Annotated in this window: 15 protein-coding genes, 1 rRNA gene and 1 other annotated feature; of the genes, 2 read left to right on the forward strand and 14 right to left on the reverse strand. The window is 32.6% G+C overall.

Annotated elements, in window-relative coordinates; genetic code table 11:
• The 11 genes from GC105_RS05665 to GC105_RS05715 all read right to left on the reverse strand — a co-directional run.
• A 16S ribosomal RNA gene (locus GC105_RS05665) occupies positions 1-101 on the reverse strand; the annotation flags it as partial.
• Between the two features lie 495 nt (positions 102-596).
• A complete protein-coding gene (gene leuB / locus GC105_RS05670; RefSeq protein ID WP_343029965.1) occupies positions 597-1,667 on the reverse strand; it encodes a 3-isopropylmalate dehydrogenase in 1,071 nt (356 codons plus the stop codon).
• Between the two features lie 345 nt (positions 1,668-2,012).
• Complete coding sequence (gene cimA / locus GC105_RS05675; RefSeq protein WP_152802613.1) at positions 2,013-3,593, reverse strand: citramalate synthase; 1,581 nt, start codon at positions 3,591-3,593, stop codon at positions 2,013-2,015.
• Positions 3,594-3,741: 148 nt separating this feature from the next.
• Entirely contained in the window at positions 3,742-5,406 is a 1,665-nt protein-coding gene (ilvB, locus tag GC105_RS05680; protein ID WP_343029966.1) for a biosynthetic-type acetolactate synthase large subunit, read from the reverse strand.
• A 114-nt stretch (positions 5,407-5,520) separates the two neighbouring features.
• Entirely contained in the window at positions 5,521-7,176 is a 1,656-nt protein-coding gene (gene ilvD / locus GC105_RS05685; RefSeq protein ID WP_152802615.1) for a dihydroxy-acid dehydratase, read from the reverse strand.
• Positions 7,177-7,189: 13 nt separating this feature from the next.
• Positions 7,190-8,188, reverse strand: a complete 999-nt coding sequence (ilvC, locus tag GC105_RS05690; protein ID WP_152802617.1) for a ketol-acid reductoisomerase — start codon at positions 8,186-8,188, stop codon at positions 7,190-7,192.
• Between the two features lie 87 nt (positions 8,189-8,275).
• Positions 8,276-8,534 (reverse strand) — a binding site (T-box leader).
• A 103-nt stretch (positions 8,535-8,637) separates the two neighbouring features.
• Positions 8,638-9,603 (reverse strand): 3'-5' exoribonuclease YhaM family protein, encoded by a 966-nt coding sequence (locus tag GC105_RS05695; RefSeq protein WP_152802618.1) that lies wholly within the window; start codon positions 9,601-9,603, stop codon positions 8,638-8,640.
• 64 nt (positions 9,604-9,667) lie between these two features.
• The gene (locus GC105_RS05700; RefSeq protein WP_152802620.1) at positions 9,668-9,952 is read right to left on the reverse strand and encodes a hypothetical protein; all 285 of its coding nucleotides are present in this window, start codon (positions 9,950-9,952) and stop codon (positions 9,668-9,670) included.
• A 393-nt stretch (positions 9,953-10,345) separates the two neighbouring features.
• On the reverse strand, positions 10,346-11,491 hold the full coding sequence (locus GC105_RS05705; protein ID WP_246169740.1) for a S1C family serine protease: 1,146 nt from the start codon (positions 11,489-11,491) through the stop codon (positions 10,346-10,348).
• Between the two features lie 16 nt (positions 11,492-11,507).
• Positions 11,508-12,296, reverse strand: coding sequence for an MBL fold metallo-hydrolase (locus tag GC105_RS05710; RefSeq protein WP_152802622.1), 789 nt, complete (start codon positions 12,294-12,296; stop codon positions 11,508-11,510).
• 302 nt (positions 12,297-12,598) lie between these two features.
• Positions 12,599-13,855, reverse strand: a complete 1,257-nt coding sequence (locus tag GC105_RS05715; protein WP_152802624.1) for a UDP-N-acetylglucosamine 1-carboxyvinyltransferase — start codon at positions 13,853-13,855, stop codon at positions 12,599-12,601.
• 593 nt (positions 13,856-14,448) lie between these two features.
• Between GC105_RS05715 and GC105_RS05720 the strand changes: the two genes are divergently transcribed.
• On the forward strand, positions 14,449-15,408 hold the full coding sequence (locus tag GC105_RS05720; RefSeq protein ID WP_152802626.1) for a DnaD domain protein: 960 nt from the start codon (positions 14,449-14,451) through the stop codon (positions 15,406-15,408).
• The gene (locus GC105_RS05725; protein ID WP_152802628.1) at positions 15,401-16,378 is read left to right on the forward strand and encodes an ATP-binding protein; all 978 of its coding nucleotides are present in this window, start codon (positions 15,401-15,403) and stop codon (positions 16,376-16,378) included. Before GC105_RS05720 ends, GC105_RS05725 begins: the two co-directional genes overlap by 8 nt.
• Before the next feature lie 75 nt (positions 16,379-16,453).
• Here the strand turns inward: GC105_RS05725 and GC105_RS05730 are convergent, their stop codons facing one another.
• From GC105_RS05730 to GC105_RS05740, 3 genes are all read right to left on the reverse strand, one after another.
• A complete protein-coding gene (locus GC105_RS05730; protein WP_152802630.1) occupies positions 16,454-17,443 on the reverse strand; it encodes a resuscitation-promoting factor in 990 nt (329 codons plus the stop codon).
• A 212-nt stretch (positions 17,444-17,655) separates the two neighbouring features.
• Positions 17,656-18,426: a TatD family hydrolase gene (locus tag GC105_RS05735; RefSeq protein WP_152802632.1), complete on the reverse strand. Its 771-nt coding sequence runs from the start codon at positions 18,424-18,426 to the stop codon at positions 17,656-17,658.
• 102 nt (positions 18,427-18,528) lie between these two features.
• Entirely contained in the window at positions 18,529-19,200 is a 672-nt protein-coding gene (locus tag GC105_RS05740) for a M48 family metallopeptidase (protein WP_152802634.1), read from the reverse strand.
• Positions 19,201-19,213: the final 13 nt, after the last annotated feature.

Below are 19,213 nucleotides of genomic sequence, written 5' to 3' on the forward strand. Positions count from 1 at the left end.
CGCCACTAATTACTTAAGCAAGCTTAAGTAACTCGTTCGACTTGCATGTGTTAGGCACGCCGCCAGCGTTCGTCCTGAGCCAGGATCAAACTCTCAAATTAAAACTAATTTTGCTGGCATTACTTTTGTTGCTTTGTTGCTTACAACTTTCATCGTAAGTCTTATACTATTTTGTTTAGGTTGTGTGCACTATTCTATTTTCAAATACCTATGTTGTTCTTCCTTATATCTACAATGCTTACTTCCTAGCCTTGTCCGCTTCTCTCGGAGCGACTCTTACTATTCTAGTGCAATTCATCAATTTTGTCAACTGTTTTTTTCATTTATCGTCATTATAATTTATACCCTTTATAATCAAATACTAAACATGCAATTTTAGCTTTCCACTATTAAATTTCTATTCTTCAGAACAACTTGTTAGTGGATTTCTTATTATAGACTCTCTTCTTAACATTGTCAACACTGTTATTGATAGTAATTTTTCCCATATGATTGTACTCATCTTTATCAATGTATATTCTGTCCAATAGCAAACATTAAAGTTTTAAGAATCCTCATAATCGGATTATGAGGATTCTTCATTGTAATATTTGTTGTTAAATATTCTTAAGTATCACTTGTGTCATCTCTTTAGTTCCTAATGCATTATCCCCTTTAGACACTATATCTAAAGTTCTATGTCCCTCATCAAGAGCTTTTTTAACTGCAAACTCTATATTTTCTGATTCTTCACTTAAATTAAATGAATACTTCAGCATCATAGCAATTGACATAATTGTTGCTATAGGATTTGCTTTTCCTTGCCCTGCTATATCAGGTGCTGATCCATGTACTGGTTCATACATACCCTTATTATTTTCTCCTAGACTAGCTGAAGGTAACATTCCAATAGACCCCGTTATCATACTTGCTTCATCTGATAAAATATCTCCAAACATGTTTTCTGTTACAATTACATCAAATTGTTGTGGATATCTCACTAGCTGCATTGCTGCATTATCTACGTACATATGATTAAGGGTTACATCTGGATAGTCTTTAGCAACCTCTTCTACTGTTTTTCTCCAAAGACGCGAACTCTCTAAAATATTAGCTTTATCTACACTAGTTAGAATTTTGCTCCTTTTTTGAGCCATGTTAAATGCCACTTTTGCTATTCTCTCTATTTCTTGTTTTGAGTAGATCATAATATCATATGCAGCCATACCCATTTCAGTTTCTTTATACCCTCGATCACCGAAATAAATACCGCCTGTTAATTCTCTTACCACACAAATATCTAATCCCTCTCCTATGATCTCCGGTTTTAATGGGCATGCGTCAGATAGTGCTTCAAATAATATTGCAGGTCTTAAGTTTGCATAGAGTCCTAGTCCTTTTCTCAAACCTAACAATGCAGCTTCTGGTCTTTTATCTCCTGGTAGATCATCCCACTTAGGTCCGCCTACAGCCCCAAGTATTACAGCATCACTATTTCTACATATTTCTAGAGTTTCTTCAGGTAATGGATTATTGTAAACATCATAAGCCACTCCACCTGCTAAAACTTCCTCGTATTTAAAATTATGCTTGTATTTTTTCCCTATTTCATTTAAAACTTCAATTGCCGCATCTACAACTTCAGGCCCTATTCCGTCACCTTTTATTACTGCTATATTATACTCCATCATATTCCTCCTATGCTCAGCATTTATATACTCTTGTTATATACTAGTATCGATGTTATCTACCTTTTCCTAAAGTTATTCTACCTTAAAAATCAAACTATACCCTATTTGATGTCGCCACCTTTATCCCCACATTAACAAGCACTAAGACTCCCGTCTTAGGTTGCGGGCTTCTAGCTTCTTTCAGTCGCTACAAGCCTCGCCAACCCTGATAGGGGCAATACCATTCAATTTCTTTAACCTTTCAGGTTAGACAAACCGGGTATTGCGCCCGCTTCAAGATTTTAAGATGATAAAAAAGATAAGTGAGGGATGAAGAAAACCCCTTCTGCATAGAGTTTCACTTTATTTTTCTCGAGTTTCTATATCTTTAGTTAATTTATATTCTATTGAATCTACTAATGCATTTACACTTGCTTCAATAATATTTGTAGAAACTCCCACAGTTGTCCAATAATCCTCGCCATTTGTAGATTCTATCAGTACTCTTACTTTTGCTGCAGTATTTGTCCCATCTAATACTCTTACCTTATAGTCTGATAAATGGAAATCTTTTAATTTTCCATAAAATAGCCCTAGTGCTTTTCTTATGGCTTTGTCGATCGCATTTACTGGTCCATTTCCTTCTGCAGCGGTTATTTCTGATTTACCATTAACCATAACTTTTATCATAGCAGAAGCAGTACAACCATCTTTCCTACCTGCTTCTTCTTCTATTATCTTATAATATTCTAAACTAAAAAATGGTTTATAAAGTCCTAAGTGTTTTCTAATTACTAATTCAAAAGAAGCTTCAGCGCCCTCAAACTGGTACCCTTGGTTTTCTAAACTCTTTAATATTTCCACAATTTCCTTAGTTTCAGTAGAGTTTTTTGTTATAGATGAGTCAATTTTATTTATCATATTTATAACCATATTTTTACCAGAAACTTCTGACATCAAGAATTTTCTATCATTGCCTACTTTTACTGGATCTATATGTTCAAATGAGCTCTTTTCCTTTATAATACCATCAATATGCATCCCACCTTTATGGGCAAAAGCATTTACTCCCACATATGGCATGGAATGATCTAGTGTAATATTTGAGACTTCTGCAATATACCTAGCTGACGGCGTTAACTCACTCATCATCTTATCTTCTATGCATTTATATCCCATCTTAATTTGTAAATTCGGTATTATCGTAGAAAGATTCGCATTTCCTGTTCTTTCCCCAATGCCTAGAAAAGTACCTTGGACATGTCTCGCCCCAGCTTTTACTGCCATAAGCGAACTAGCAACTCCAACTCCTATATCATTGTGACAATGAATACCTAAATCACAAGTTAAATTTAATAATAATTGCTTTGTAATATCATAGACATCATCAGACAGAGTTCCACCATTAGTGTCGCATAGCACTAGACAATCCGCCCCTGCTGACTCAGCAGCTTTTAAAGTTTCTAACGCATATGTGGAATTAGACTTAAATCCATCAAAAAAATGTTCTGCATCGTATATAACTTCTCTTCCTTGGCTTTTAAGGTATTTTATAGTATCATAAATCATCTTTATATTTTCTTCTAATGTAGTCATTATTACGTTTTTAACATGGAAATCCCAACTCTTTCCAAATATGCTAATAGCTTTCGTATTGGCAGATAAAAGATCCTGTACATTTTTATCTTTAACTACATCCGTGTCTTTTCTCCTTGTACTACCAAAAGCTACTAAAGTCGCATTTTTAAACGGATACTTATTTATTACATCAAAATATTCTCGATCTTTTAAGTTGGATCCTGGATTACCTGCTTCTATATAATCTATACCTAAATGATCTAGTTGTTTTGTAATCTTTATCTTATCTTCTAGGGAATAGGAAATTCCACTTCCCTGGGCTCCATCCCGTAGGGATGAATCGAATATATGAATCTTTTCATTCATGTGTCTCACCCGTTTTTCCTTAACTTTTAAATTTCCAAACTAATCTGCCGCTGGATTGATTTCACATTACATATTTACTATCTCACCTTGCCCACCTTCAGATGTTCTCTATTCTCCAGCATTTATAGGATTTTTGATGTGGTCATATCTAATACTGGTCTGCTATGAAATCTTCTATGGCCTCTCCTGGAGGCACAATTGGCAGTACACAATCATCTTTGTCTACTTTACATTCTAATAATATCGGACTAGACAATTCTCCTAAATTATCGACAAAATCTTCAAGATCATCTAAATTATCAACTTTTTTAGCTTTTATGCCATATGCTTTAGCCAAACATATATAATCTAATATATCTGAATTATCTGTTGCCATATATCTTTTTTGACTAAACATTTTTTGCCATTGTCTTACCATACCTAATGTACTATTGTTAACTAGTACTATAAGAATGGGTATCTTATACTCTGCAATAGTTAATAACTCATTACAGGTCATTCTAAATCCACCATCTCCGATGAATAAAATAACTGGTTTTCCTGGATTGCCAATCTTACTCCCAATAGACGCTCCTATACCAAAACCCATAGTTCCAAGACCACCCGATGTAACGAAGTTTGTTTGTTGATTAAAATTCCAGTATTGAGCTGTCCACATTTGATGTTGCCCAACATCAGTTACAATGATAGCTTCTTCATCATATTTTTTATTAATGGTCTCAATAATATTCTTCGCGACGAAGTCTCTATCGCTACAGGCAACTGGCATTTTCCATTGGTTAATAGTTGAGTTCCAATCCTGCCGACTATTTATCTCTACTTTTTCAATTACCTTTTCAAGAGAACCTTTAATATCACATATATAGGATAAATATGTGATCATATTTTTATCTATCTCGGTATTATCAATGTCAAAATGGATTATCTTTGCATTTGGAGCAAACCTATCTTTTTTTCCTATTACTCTATCGCTAAACCTAGCTCCTATAGCTATAAATAGGTCGCATTGTGTCACTGCTAAATTTGCTTCTTTAAATCCATGCATTCCTACTAATCCCAATGATAGGGGAGCCTTACGGTCTATAGTAGATAATCCCATCAGAGTATTTACTACTGGTATACCAGCCTTTTCAGCTAATTCGACCATTACCTGCGACGCTTTAGAAATTTTGACTCCTCCACCAGCATATATAACAGGTCGTTTTGAATCATTAATTAAGGTTGCAACAATTAAAGCATCTTCTTCTTCTATAACTTTCTCGGTACCATTATTTTGTACTATACTTCTGGGTTTAAAATCAATCTTAGTCATAAATACATCTTTAGGAATATCAATTAGTACAGGTCCGGGTCTATCTGAATTAGCTATATCAAAAGCCCTAATAACAGCACCTTCTATATCGTCAATACTTCTTACCAGAATATTATGTTTTGTTATAGGCATGGTCACACCAGTTATATCTATTTCTTGGAATGAATCTTTTCCAAGTAGTGCATTTCCAACTTGACCAGTAATTACTACCATAGGGACAGAATCCATATATGCTGTAGCAATTCCTGTAACTGTATTTGTAGCACCGGGTCCTGACGTAACCATGCACACTCCTGTTTTGCCAGTAGTTCTAGAGTATCCATCTGCTGCATGGGCAGCACCTTGTTCATGAGCAGTTCTATATATCTTGAAGTGCTCTTGTTCATCATACAACGCATCGAATAAAGGTATTACTGCTCCACCAGGATATCCAAAAATAGTATCTACATCTTGCTTCTTTAGACACTCTAATAATATTTGAGCTCCACTCATTATACCCATAATATGTTCCCCCTTAAAATCCAGATGTGCTAATGTCCTACCCAATAGTTTTTACCTATTCACTCAGTTCCCCAACTTTTTTATCTATATTTATTTGTAGTATTTCTCATAAAATTAGTTATGCACAGCTCCTGTAGATGCAGAAGACACGCTATCACGGTATTTTTTCAAAGCTCCCTCTACTTCTGGCAGTTTTATTACTAATCTTTTTCTTCTTTCTTCTAATTCATCATCGTTTACTTCCATATTTAGGGTTCCATTAATAATATCAATATTTATTCTGTCTCCATTTTCAACTAAAGCTATAGGGCCACCTTCACATGCCTCAGGAGAAACATGTCCAATTGCTGCACCTCTTGTCCCACCAGAAAATCTACCATCGGTGATAAGTGCAACGTCTTTATCTAACCCCATTCCAGCCAGCGCTGCTGTTGGAGCAAGCATTTCTCTCATTCCAGGACCACCTTTAGGACCTTCAAATCGAATGACGATACAATCCCCTTTATTGATTTTGCCATCAAAGATAGCTGCAGATGCGTCTTCTTCACAATCAAAAACTCTAGCTACTGTTTGTTTACACATCATTTCTTTTGCTACAGCAGATTGTTTTACTACTGCTCCGTCTGGAGCAATATTACCTCTAAGAACACGTATCCCACCTGTTTCACTATAGGGTTGTTCGATATCTGCAATTATATCATTACCAACTTTTTCTTTACCTTTGATCTGTTCGCCAATTGTGAGACCGCTAACAGTTAAAGCCTCTAGGTTTAACAGATTTTTCTTGCTAAGCTCATTCAAAACAGCCATTATACCACCTGCTTCATGTAGATTTTCTATATGGTTCGGTCCTGCAGGACTTAATCTACATAGATTTGGTGTTTTTTGACTTATTTCATTTATTTTATCTAAGTCAAATTCTACTTTTGCCTCGTGGGCAATCGCTGTTAGATGCAAAACAGTATTTGTTGAGCATCCTAAAGCCATATCAGCAGTAAGTGCATTTTCAAAAGCTTTATCATTTAAAATATCTCTTGGTTTGATATCGTTCTTTACAAGCTCCATTATCTTCATACCTGATAATTTGGCCAACCTTTTTCTATCAGCATATACACTAGGTATAGTCCCATTACCAGGCAAAGCCATTCCTAGAACTTCAGTCATACAATTCATAGAATTAGCAGTAAACATACCAGCACAAGAACCACATGTTGGACATGCTGAATTCTCTAATTCTATCAGTTCTTCTTCTTTCATATCCTTGTTACTAACCGCTCCAACGCCTTCAAAAACAGTTATAAGATCTACTTTATTCCCTTTGTATTTACCAGCAAGCATTGGTCCACCACTAACTACTATAGCAGGTATATTTAATCTAGCTGCTGCCATTAACACGGCAGGCACTGTCTTATCACAATTAGGTATTAATACAATACCATCTAATCCATGCGCTTTTACCATAATCTCAATGCTATCAGCTATTAACTCCCTACTAGGAAGTGAATACTTCATTCCAATATGATTCATACTTATGCCATCACATACTGCTATAAAAGGAAATTCCATGGGGGTTCCCCCAGCCATGATCACCCCTTTTTTGGCAGCCTCTGCAATAGTTCTAAGTTCCACATGTCCTGGTACTATCTCATTAAATGAATTTGCTATTCCAATTAACGGTTTTCTCAGTTCCTCATCGGTATATCCGCTGGCTTTAAATAGAGATCTATGTGGTGATTTTTGAAATCCACTTTTTACATCTTCGCTGCTCATTTATTTCATCTCCTTAATTTTTTGCTTTAAGCCAAGGCATCATGCTTCTTAATTTCTTGCCAACTTTTTCTACTAAGTGATCACTTTCAATTCTTCTCATAGAGTTAAAATATGGTCTATTAACATTATTCTCGCTCAACCATTCTTTAGCAAAAGTTCCATTTTGAATTTCTTCTAATACTTTTTTCATTTCTTTTCTAGTATCTTCTGTTACAATCCTTCTACCAATTCTATAATCTCCATATTCAGCAGTATCACTGATTGAATATCTCATTTTTTCAAATCCACCTTCTGCAATTAAATCGATAATTAGTTTCATTTCATTTACACACTCAAAATATGCACTTTCTGGTTGATACCCTGCTTCGACTAAAGTATCAAATCCAGCCTTCATAAGTTCAGTAACTCCCCCACAAAGAACAGCTTGCTCTCCAAATAAATCTGTTTCTGTTTCTTCTTTAAAAGTTGTTTCTAGTACTCCTGCTCTTGAACCACCAATTCCTGCCGCGTATGCTAATGCAATTTCTTTAGTGTCTCCGGTAACATCTTGATGAATTGCTACTAAACAAGGAACTCCTTTTCCTTCTTGATACATTCTTCTAACTATATGGCCTGGTCCTTTTGGAGCTATCATAAATACATTTACATCTGTTGGTGGAACAACTTGACTATATAGAATGTTGAATCCATGTGCAAAAACTATAGATTTTCCTTTTGTTAAGTTCGGTAGAATATCTTCTTTAAACAAAGAAGGTTGTTTTTCGTCATTTACTAATATCATAATAACATCTGATTCTTTCGTTGCTTCAGAAGTAGTAGCTACTTTAAGTCCAGCTTCTTCTGCAATAGACCACGATTTGCTTCCTTTATATAATCCAATTACAACGTCAACACCACTTTCTTTTAAATTAAGAGCATGAGCATGACCTTGACTCCCGTATCCTATAATGGCTACTTTTTTTCCTTTAAGATAATCTAAATTACAATCTTGTTCATAATACATTTTACTCATTGATAATTCCTCCTAAGATTTGATTAATTATTTTATACTTACTATCATATAATAAAAATCCTTCATTCCTACAAGTATAAATATACTCATAGGGACGAAGGATTTATAATCATCGTGGTACCACCCTAATTTACAGTTTCTTAAAACTGACTCAACTTTTCAGGTCGGAAGTTAATCTACAACCCTATTTATATATCGGTAAAAACCGTCCTAACCTACTAAGAGTACTTTTCAGCTAAGATACTCGGAAGTGAGTATTGCATACCAACCTAACGCTAATTTCCACCATTCATTAGCTCTCTTTAGTTAAGTCTATAGGTACTTTTCTCTTCGTCATCGCATTTATTATATTAAATTATATTAGACATATTATAAGTCTACTAAGGTAAAGTGTCAAGTGATTTCTAATATTTTCACTTCATTTTTAAAGTGTTATACTCTCTGTACCCTTATGTCGTTGCTACTTCGCTCTTTATGCTACTTTTATACATACTTCTTCCATCTAATGAAAAACTCCGTTCAGAAAATTCACCTTCACTCACATTGGACAATAGTTTATTCATTGCATACATTCTTGCATCTACTATGTCTAAATAATGTAACAATTCTGCCTCTGGTATAAGAGGCTTTTTAGGACTACCATACTCTGGATGATAGTGATGAGATAGTATCATATGTTGTATTAATAACTTAATTTCATCATCAATATCTAGCTCTCTAGCAACCCTGTCTATTTCGTTAATGCCTTGAATAATATGTCCCAATAATTTTCCTTGTGTTGAGTAATTCTCCACTATCCCTAATTCATTTGATATAATTTCATCAACTTTTGAAAGGTCGTGCAGAATAACTCCACTATATAGTAAGTCTGTATTAATAAATCCATAGGACTCACTAATTTTTTCACCTAAATTAAGCATAGTGGTTATATGAAATAGCAAACCACCTTTAATATCATGATGATGCGTTTTTGCTGCAGGATAATATTTTAATTTTTCTTCTTTACTATTAAATAAGACCCTCGTTAATTCTTTAATTTGATCATTAGATATTTTATCTATATACTCATTTACTTCTTCTATCATACACTCTGAGGAAGTTGGAGCAGCTTCTACATAATCTTCGATATTCACCTCATCAGACTCTACTACTAATCTAATTTTATCAATATTTAATTGCTTCTTATTATTATATTTTTGAACCATACCTGATACTTTAACCATAACTCCAGTCTTAAACTTATTTAAGTCTATTTCTACAGCACTCCATATCTTTCCATTTATTTCTTCTCTATTGGTGTCAGCTAGATTTACGTCTATATATACTGACTCATTTTTAGAAGTTCTTGCTTCTATCTTCTTTATTATAAAAAATTCTAGGATTTTCTGATTGTAATTAAATTCTTGAATATTCATTTTAATCTCCTTTTCATACTATATTTAGAGTAGCTTGATTAACATTAATCAAGTACAATCTTGTTTAATTAACAAATAGCCCAATAAGACCAAACAATGCTAAAGTACATATATACGTTAACTTTCTAAGATGTCTATTGGAGTTTTTATAAAATCCTAATGCACCCAAAGCGCCAAACCAAGCAAATACTGGATTATAATATTTTAAAAAGTACAAAGCACACAATCCTGATAGCCAAAAATATTTATTTTTACTAAAAACACGTTTTACTTCGCTTTTAGCTTCTTCATACCGTAATTGTCTATTGTCAATTTTATAATTATCTTTTTTTTTCTTTTTTCTTTTCATACTCCTACCTCACTTCACTTCACTTAGAATTATAGTATTTTTAAGATAAATATTCAACATATTATATATTACAGATTTCTACTATACTATCAAGTCGATTATTATACTTGTAGCTTTCCGTCAATTCTTAAAAGAAGGTTATCATCTACTACCAAATGTCTAAGATCGATTTAGCGTATACTTTTATAGATATTCTTACCAAGTCAGGCTCCTACTCAACTACAAGAAACACGCTTTGCGAGTTTCTCGTGGTTACCCGGTAGTCGCCAAATGTCTGCAATCAGCCACTTGGCTCATTTACTTCGCGATAATAAAAAACAGAGCCAAAAGATGACTCTGGTCTATTATACTTGTCTTTTTGTTCACAAAAGCTAACTAGCTAACTACTTTAACCTATGGTCTTGTATCTACTTCCTGTTTATCAGCGCCCATCAGTGTCACTTTAGTAGTCTCTGTTTTGCCATTGAGAGTATACCTTACTTGTACTGATTCACCAGGAAGCTTATTATATATAATTTCTCTTAATTTCAACATGGTATTTACTTCAATGTCATCTATATGAGTAATAATAGCATCTTTAACTAAGCCTGCTTTCTCTGCTCCTGATTCTGGTTGGACTTCCATAATTAAGATTCCCGCTTTTAGGTCAATATCTTCGTCGGAGCTATAATATCTTGCTATTTCTCTATCTAAACAGCTTATACCCATCATAGTTGGCTTAAATTCGCCATTATTAATAATCTGATTAACAATAGGCTTCGCTATATTAATTGGTATAGCAAAACCCATACCTTCCCCGCTATCAATCTTATAAGTATTGATACCTATAACATTCCCTCTATTATTCAATAAAGGTCCCCCACTATTTCCGCTATTAATTGAAGCATCTGTCTGAATTAAGTCTTCGGCAATTGTATTCCCACTAATAATACTTCTATTTAACGCACTAACTATGCCAGCAGTTACTGTTCTTTCAAATGTTAACCCTAATGGATTTCCAATAGCTATAGCCATCTGTCCTACCGCTAAACTTTCTGAGTCTCCAAGTATTGCCACAGGTAACCCAGTTGCATCGATTTTGATGACTGCTAAATCCAAAATAGCATCTGACCATATTTTTGTAGCCTCCAAAGAACGCCCATCCTTTAATGATACTGTAATTTTTTTGGGGTCTTCTGTTACTACATGATGATTTGTGAGTATGTATCCATCTTGTGTTACTATAAACCCTGACCCAATCCCAGTGCTTGTGCGCTCGCGCATAAACATATCTTGTGATATTTCAACAGTTTGTACTCCTACCACTGTTGGAGTCACAAGCTCCGCAACCGCTTCTACAGTTGTAGGTGGATCATCAGAAGTTGAAATTGACTCCATAAAGTCATTATTTACATTAGGTTGTTCTTGAGTAATATTTGTTTCCCTAAAAAAATTAATAGCTATAATTCCTACAATTATTCCACCTATTAGAGCTCCCACTAGTCCAACTGCTAATATCTTCATTAAGCTTAAAACTCTATAATTACCATTTTCGTTCATAGCTAATAGCCTCCTTTTAAAAACTAAATAATGTACTAGGATTAAATCGTGATGCAACTTCTAGCACTACATCTTTTTGAACCTTTATATTATTCTGAGTTAATAATGAACTTGTAGTTTCAAAGGCTAATTCTGGAAAGTTATTTTCTTCACTTAAATGTGCTAGAATAACTTTATTAAGTCCTTCATTTACGAGCCTTAAAATAATTTCCGCAGCATCCTCATTTGATAAGTGACCTATTTTGCTTAAAATTCTTTTCTTTAGATAATATGGATATCGTCCTACTTTTAACATCTGAACATCATGATTTGATTCAATCATTACTAAGTCACACTCTTGTAAATTACTTAATATTCCCTCCGTTACTTCTCCTGTATCTGTTATAATTCCAATTTTCTGTTTACCATTTGTAATAGAAAATCCAACTGGCTCACCTGCATCATGATGTATCAGAAATGGCATTATAGATAAGCCATTAATACACAGTTCATTATTTGATTTAAATATTATACAGTTGTCTGCTGCTATCTTTCCAAGACTTTTTGATGCAATATCCCATGTTCCTTGGTTTGAATAAATCGGTATATTATATCGTCTAGATAAGATTCCTACTCCTCTTGTATGATCAATATGATCATGTGTTATTAGTAATGCATCTATTTCTTCGGGCTTCACGTCAATTTGTTTTAGATTTTCCACTATTTTTTTCCCACTTACTCCTCCATCTATGAGTATTTTTGTGTTGTTATCCTCTAAGAACAAGCAATTTCCGCTACTACCACTATATAAGCTACAAAATTTCATATATTACTCCTTTTATTTATACTTTCATTGCTATTAAAATGAATAATCTTATATAATAATATCAGAATTTATAATTAAATAATATCCTTAGTTCCTTAAATCAAGCTTAATTCAAGCTTTCCGTGATTAATATATCTATCTAACTAGAATTCGATATACATAAATAACACTAGTGTGACTTAGATAAATCAAGTACGCTAGTGTTACTTATGTTACTTCTTTAATATAAGTATAATCTCTTAACTTCGGATTCCAAAAACAATAATCAAGTATTAGAAAGTTTTTAGTATTTCCAACGTAGTTTAAGTTGAGCTTTTGCTAATTTTTGCTCCTAAACTTCTTAACTTACTCTCTAAGTGTTCATAACCTCTTTCTATATGTTTCAAATCTGTAACTTCAGTCGTACCTTCAGCAACTAGTCCAGCTATAACCATTGCTGCTCCAGCTCTTAAGTCTGTAGCTTTTAAGGTAGCTCCACTAAGACTCTTCCCTCCATTTATTACTGCTACTCTACCATCAACAATAATATCTGCTCCCATTCTTCTTAATTCATCTACATATTTAAACCTATTTTCAAAGATACTCTCAGTAATTGTACCTGTTCCTTCTGTTAAACACATCAAGACAGCCATGGGCTGTTGAAGATCAGTAGGAAATCCAGGATATGGTAATGTTTTTACGTTTATAGATTTCAAGTGTTCTTCTCCAATTACCCTAATAGAATCATCATACTCAATTATTTGAGCTCCCATTTCCAAGAGTTTTGCAGAAATAGATTCTAAGTGTTTTGGAATAATATTTTTTATAAGCACATTACCTTTAGTTGCTACAGCAGCTACCATATATGTACCTGCTTCAATTTGATCTGGAATAACCATATATTCACAACCATACAATTTATCTACGCCTGTGACCTTAATTACATCTGTACCTGCACCTTTAATATTAGCACCCATTAAATTTAGAAAATTTGCTACATCTACTACATGGGGCTCTTTTGCTGCATTTTCTATAACAGTCACACCTTCTGCTTTAACAGCTGCTAACATAATATTAATTGTAGCACCAACGCTGACAACGTCTAAGTAGATAGATGCACCAATAAGGCGCTCTGCCGAGATATTAATAATACCATGTTTCAACTCTACTTTAGCACCTAAAGCCTCAAACCCTTTAATGTGTTGATCTATAGGTCTCACGCCTATGTCACAACCTCCTGGAAAAGGAATAACAACTTTCTTAAACCGACCTAATAATGCACCTAGTAAATAATATGACGCTCTCATTTTACGCGTTTCATCATCTAACATCTCATATTGCTTAATATTCTCAGCATCGAATATTACAGTATTATCATTTAACTGTGTAGTTTTAATACCTAATTTTTTTAATATATTAATAAATCTATTGACGTCTTTTATGTTTGGAATATTTTCAATTTTACATAAACCTTCTGAAAGAATGGTAGCAGGTATCAACCCTAACGCAGCATTCTTCGCTCCGGCAATAACAACCTCACCATGTAGAGGAGTTCCTCCTTCAATTATAAATCTTTCCATAATACCTTCCCTTCATTTCGTTACTCGCTTCATCGCAAAATTATATCATATTTTAATACGAACACAAAATAAATATATAGTAATTAAAGTGTAAATTTTTACTACACTTTATTATATATCTTATTTAGCTTATAGTAAATATTAAACAGTGAAGTATTATTATATCCAATTACTAGAAACTATAAACTACATTAGGTTAATGATTTTCTACCTTTGAAAAAGAAAATGACAATAATCCTATGGAAAGTGCAAACAACTTAATCAGCTACTCCTTTCAAGGGAGCAAGTGACAACGACGGTCACTGCGAAACTACAGGTTAAATCTATGTCATTGAGTTATACTCTACATACTGTCACAACGATTTATGATATAATATCCGAACCAGCAGATTGGTTCGCAGAAGTCATATGATTTTCCGTTCTTGCACGAGAAAAACAAATGACTTCTATGAACAAGTGCCAACGACTGAGACCGCAAAGCGGTCGAAGCAATCTGCGTAGGATAAAGCAGACTCTACTTACAACCACCCAAAATATGATATAATTAAGTTATACAGACATTGAGCTAAATCGCAAATAGGAAGGTGTACAACTTGAATAATTTTAAATTTTTAATTAATAATGATGACCTTGGAGTTAGTATAGTTGAGAATATTTTCATTAACCATTATATGCCAAATGCACAAGGTGATTTTGTAAAAGTATATTTGCTAGGCTTAAAATACTGTAGAAATAGCGATCTTTCCTCTATTTCTAATAATATTATAGCAAAAACCTTAAATATATTAGAAAGCGATGTAAAAAAAGCATGGGAGTATTGGCAAAATCAGGGTATAATCTCTTTTGAAAAAGAAAAAGAGGATAACTACATAATTAAGTACTACCATATATCATCTTTAATGCTCAAAGGTAAGACTTTGCCAAATAATGAAGATGAGCCAGATACTTCTGTATTACAAGATATGTACAAAGCTGTTGAATTTATATACGGAAGACCATTAAGTCAAAAGGAGCTCTCTACTATATCAAGCTGGCTTGACGATTTATTATTTATTCCAGAAATGATTCTTCTATTGGTTGAATACTGCTTTGACCTAGGTAAACGGGATATTAATTATTTAAATAGAGTTGCACTAAACTGGTATGATAAAAAACTTACATCTTATGATGAAGTAATGCACTATTTAAGCGATTATAAAGTTAAGAGAGAGCAATACTACAAAATCATGAATTATCTGGGTTTTAATCGTTCACCTACTAAAGCAGAGATAAACATAATGGATAAATGGCTAACAGATTATAATATGAGTTTAGAAATGATATTTGAGGCCTGTAAACAAACTCTAGCGATAGACAAGCCTAATTTTAAATATATAGATAAAATACTAACTGAATGGAATAATAAAAAATATTCTAAAATAGAAGACATAGAGGACAAGAAGACAATCTCTAGAAAGCAAAGTAAAGAAATCAAATCTTCACTAGGTGGCTATGATTACGATTTATTAGAAAAAAAATTAGAAGAAAAAATGTGGAGTGAAAATAATGAATGATAATATATACAAAGAAACTATTATGGAATTCCAAAAAAATAGGACTCTAAAGGAAATAGCATTAAATAAACGTCGTCAGGAAATCTATAGCAAGCACCCTCGTTTAGAAGAAATTGCTACCCAATTAAATTATTTAGGAATAGAATTAGCTAAGCTATCAAGTTTTAATAACCTTGATATTTCTCAGAGTATTAAGAGATTTGAAAAAATGTCTTGTGATTTAATTTCTGAAAAAAAAAGCATCTTAATAAATAATGGCTATCTACCCAGTTATCTCGAAATAAGCTACGATTGTGAGTTGTGCCTAGATACAGGTATTAATAACAATAATACTTGTTCATGTTTTACAAAATCCTTAATTAACAAGTATTATCAGCAATCTAATTTAGATACCGTTTTATTAATAGAAAATTTCGATAATTTTAATCTTGACCTGTATGATAACAATAGTGAAAAATTTGGAGTCTCTCCTAAATTAAATATCCAAAATATTTTTCTCAAAGTTTTAAACTTTGTTCAAAAGTTTGATAATGAATATACTAATTTGTACTTATATGGTAAACCTGGTCTTGGAAAAACGTACCTATCTCATTGTATAGCAAAAGAATTATTAGATAAAGGTCACTCTGTAATATATCAAACTGCTACTGATTTGATTGATTCTATTAGGAGAAATAAGTTTAATAATAATGGTGAAAATAGCATAGTAAATTTTCTATACGAGTGCGAACTACTAATCATTGATGACTTAGGAACAGAAAGTCTTACAGACTTTGCCAACAATGAGTTATTTAATTTAATTAATAAGCGTTTAATGGATAAAAAAAAGAATGTAATCTCTACTAATTTAACACTGCAAGAACTTCAAAATAGGTATAATAGTCGCCTTACATCAAGGATAATGGGTAATTTCAACTTTTTAAAATTTGTAGGCGATGATATTAGATTGAAACAAGCAAACCTCCTATAAAAAGTTTGGTTATTGTATCCATGCTAGTAAAGGCACCTTGTCTTACAGTAAAAAAGCACCCGTATGGGTGCTTTTTTACTGTAAGACATATGCTGTCATAGTTCTTCTTCCAAAATTCACTGCTTCACTTCGTGTATTAAAATATATATCAATTTTATTACCTTTAATAGCGCCACCTCTATCTTCTACAACGAACACTCCACCATTAGATGAGTTTTTAAACCCTGGTATATACATTTTAGTTCCAAAAGAATAATTGGCTGATGCCGCTATAGTTCTATTCGCTTTAGGTGTAGTTCCTGAGGCAGTAGTATGCCCAACATAATAAGCAGTTGCCTCAACAGTGATAGTTTTTGTAAATTTGTGATTACCGCGGGATGATGCAATAAGATTGTTTGTTCCCACTTCTTTAACTTGGTTTATTGGTTCTTTAGTAATCTTTTCCTCCACTACTTCTCTATCATGTTCTACCCCATTGTGGTATGTCACTTTTTCTTTTATCACTTTTGTTCCATTGCTACCTCTTTGAACAATCTTAGAATTACCAATATCTAATTTATTGTTCTTTTTTTCTAGAGACTTATATTTTAAAACAATATTATCAGTTTCAAATTCTTCTTCTACTCTTATTATATCAATATATTTTTCGTTATCTTCAGTGATATATTCAACAATATCTAGTTCTCTAATTTCTATATTAAGATTTTCTAGAATTTTCACTTCTTCTTTTTCTGATGATAAAAAATTATATTCTTTACTATCCACTGTGACGGTCACGGGTACTGCTTTGACAATGTGGATTTCATCTCCGTCAACTATATTTGTATCTAATGAAGGCTCAACTTTATCTTCTTCTCTTAGACTTATATTTTGGGCAACCAAAATTTCTCCTACTGTGTGCTTCCCTCTAAATGAATGCTCTGCCTTATTATCATCAAGATTTATAACAATGCTTTTTTCTGCAAAGCTAATGACTAGTATCATTACCAGTAAAAAGAATGTGACTATTCCCATGAATAAAAGTTTCTTATTTGTTAATAAGATCCTCATTTTACTCAGGTCCATTATACTTTACCTCCTAGTTTTTTAATCAACGACGTCATAATATACTAAATATATTTATTTGTCAACTTTCAGTATCAATACAGTTACAACTTTGTTACATATTAGTTATTATACTATCAAATCTATTCAATTATACAAAGATTGTTGACAATATCGATATATTTTATACTTATTTGAAAGTTTTTTTAGTTGATTAAGTTTTAACTAGTGGTTTATAGAACGATTTTGTCAAATAGTTCTAAAGTATTTTTCTTTATATCATTCATAAATATTTTAATATCTACCTCTCTTAATTTACATATTTCTTGAGCAATATACTTTACATATATTGGATTATTTGTTTTGCCACGATATGGTACAGGTGTAAGATACGGGCTATCTGTCTCAATTAAAATTCTATCTTTCGGTACCTTTACAGCTATCTCAGGCAGTTTATGAGCATTTTTAAATGTTATAGGCCCAGATAAAGAGATATAAAAACCTATATCTAAATATCTTTTTGCTAATTCCCAACTCCCACTGTAACTATGTAGAACTCCTCTAAGATTATTACTATTATTTTTCAATATATTATAAGTGTCTTGATGAGCATCCCTACTATGAACAATTATAGGTAGATCCCTTTTTTTAGCTAGGTCTATCTGTGCCTCGAAGACTTTTTTTTGAATATTTTTAGGTGAATACTCATAATAATAATCTAATCCAATTTCACCAATTGCAACTACTTTTTTATTGTCAGTTAGCGTATCTAACTTTTCAATTTTTTCTTCTGTTGCATCTTTCGCTTCGTGAGGGTGATATCCAACTGCTGCATAGATAAAATCATACTTCTCCGCTAATTCTATACTTGATATTGATGTTTCTAAATCTACTCCTGGATTAATTAAAATAGTCATTTTTTCTTTCTTAATTAAATTTATAATCTCATCTAAATTATCTTTATATCTATCATCGTTCATATGCGCATGTGTATCAATCAACATATATTTCTTCCCCTAAAAAATTATTTTTTACAGTTAAAACTTTTAATATTAAATCTATAGTAAAGACACCTCTTAATCATACTTAAGATGCTCTGTTTAATTTTATATAATAAGTTTATTGCCTTCTTCGTTTAACCAATTTTGCCTACGTTCATAGTCAGGCATTATTTTCTTAACTTCTAGCCAAAAGCTTTTAGAATGATTTAGTTGTATAAGATGGCATAGTTCATGAACCACCACATAATCTATTATCTCATCCGGTAGCATTGCACACCTTAAATTAAATTTCATATTGCCAAAGTTTGAACAACTTCCCCATCGATAAAACAGTTTTTCGATATAAATTTCTTTTGGTTGTACATTTATTATTTTCTTATATTTTGTTATTTTTTCGACAATAATTTTTTTCGTCTGATTCTTTAACCATTCATCAATTGCTATTTTTACAATTTTTGAGTTTTCACTATTTGTGTATAGTGAAAAATAGTCTTTTTCCTTAGATAGATAAGGTATCTCTACTGCCGTTATAATTGTCTCCAATGGATAATTATTTCCAAGATAAATTATCTCACCACCTAGTATGTATGAATCTATTCCATCAAATCTCTTTTCTATCCAAGATTTATTATCTACTAGTACTTTTTCTATTTCTTCCTGGGGAAGATTTTTAGGCGCCTTAACCAATAAATTTCCATATTGTAGCCTTAGTTGAACTACTTTATTTTTTTTTATTTTATAATTTATTTCTTTATCTTCTAATTTAAGTGTAGGCATGTAATCATCCTTT

This window comes from Alkalibaculum sporogenes (genome assembly GCF_009362815.1).
GTDB lineage: Bacteria > Bacillota > Clostridia > Eubacteriales > Alkalibacteraceae > Alkalibaculum_A > Alkalibaculum_A sporogenes.

What these genes read in the sequence shown, in the direction of transcription:
- GC105_RS05710 (WP_152802622.1), bottom strand. Translation starts at nt 12,296, where the DNA reads ATGAAATTTTGTAGCTTATATAGTGGTAGTAGCGGAAATTGCTTGTTC.
- GC105_RS05695 (WP_152802618.1), bottom strand. Translation starts at nt 9,603, where the DNA reads ATGAATATTCAAGAATTTAATTACAATCAGAAAATCCTAGAATTTTTT.
- GC105_RS05715 (WP_152802624.1), bottom strand. Translation starts at nt 13,855, where the DNA reads ATGGAAAGATTTATAATTGAAGGAGGAACTCCTCTACATGGTGAGGTT.
- cimA (WP_152802613.1), bottom strand. Translation starts at nt 3,593, where the DNA reads ATGAATGAAAAGATTCATATATTCGATTCATCCCTACGGGATGGAGCC.
- GC105_RS05730 (WP_152802630.1), bottom strand. Translation starts at nt 17,443, where the DNA reads ATGGACCTGAGTAAAATGAGGATCTTATTAACAAATAAGAAACTTTTA.
- GC105_RS05740 (WP_152802634.1), bottom strand. Translation starts at nt 19,200, where the DNA reads ATGCCTACACTTAAATTAGAAGATAAAGAAATAAATTATAAAATAAAA.
- leuB (WP_343029965.1), bottom strand. Translation starts at nt 1,667, where the DNA reads ATGGAGTATAATATAGCAGTAATAAAAGGTGACGGAATAGGGCCTGAA.
- GC105_RS05705 (WP_246169740.1), bottom strand. Translation starts at nt 11,491, where the DNA reads ATGAACGAAAATGGTAATTATAGAGTTTTAAGCTTAATGAAGATATTA.
- GC105_RS05725 (WP_152802628.1), top strand. Translation starts at nt 15,401, where the DNA reads ATGAATGATAATATATACAAAGAAACTATTATGGAATTCCAAAAAAAT.
- GC105_RS05700 (WP_152802620.1), bottom strand. Translation starts at nt 9,952, where the DNA reads ATGAAAAGAAAAAAGAAAAAAAAAGATAATTATAAAATTGACAATAGA.
- GC105_RS05735 (WP_152802632.1), bottom strand. Translation starts at nt 18,426, where the DNA reads ATGTTGATTGATACACATGCGCATATGAACGATGATAGATATAAAGAT.
- ilvC (WP_152802617.1), bottom strand. Translation starts at nt 8,188, where the DNA reads ATGAGTAAAATGTATTATGAACAAGATTGTAATTTAGATTATCTTAAA.
- ilvB (WP_343029966.1), bottom strand. Translation starts at nt 5,406, where the DNA reads ATGGGTATAATGAGTGGAGCTCAAATATTATTAGAGTGTCTAAAGAAG.
- ilvD (WP_152802615.1), bottom strand. Translation starts at nt 7,176, where the DNA reads ATGAGCAGCGAAGATGTAAAAAGTGGATTTCAAAAATCACCACATAGA.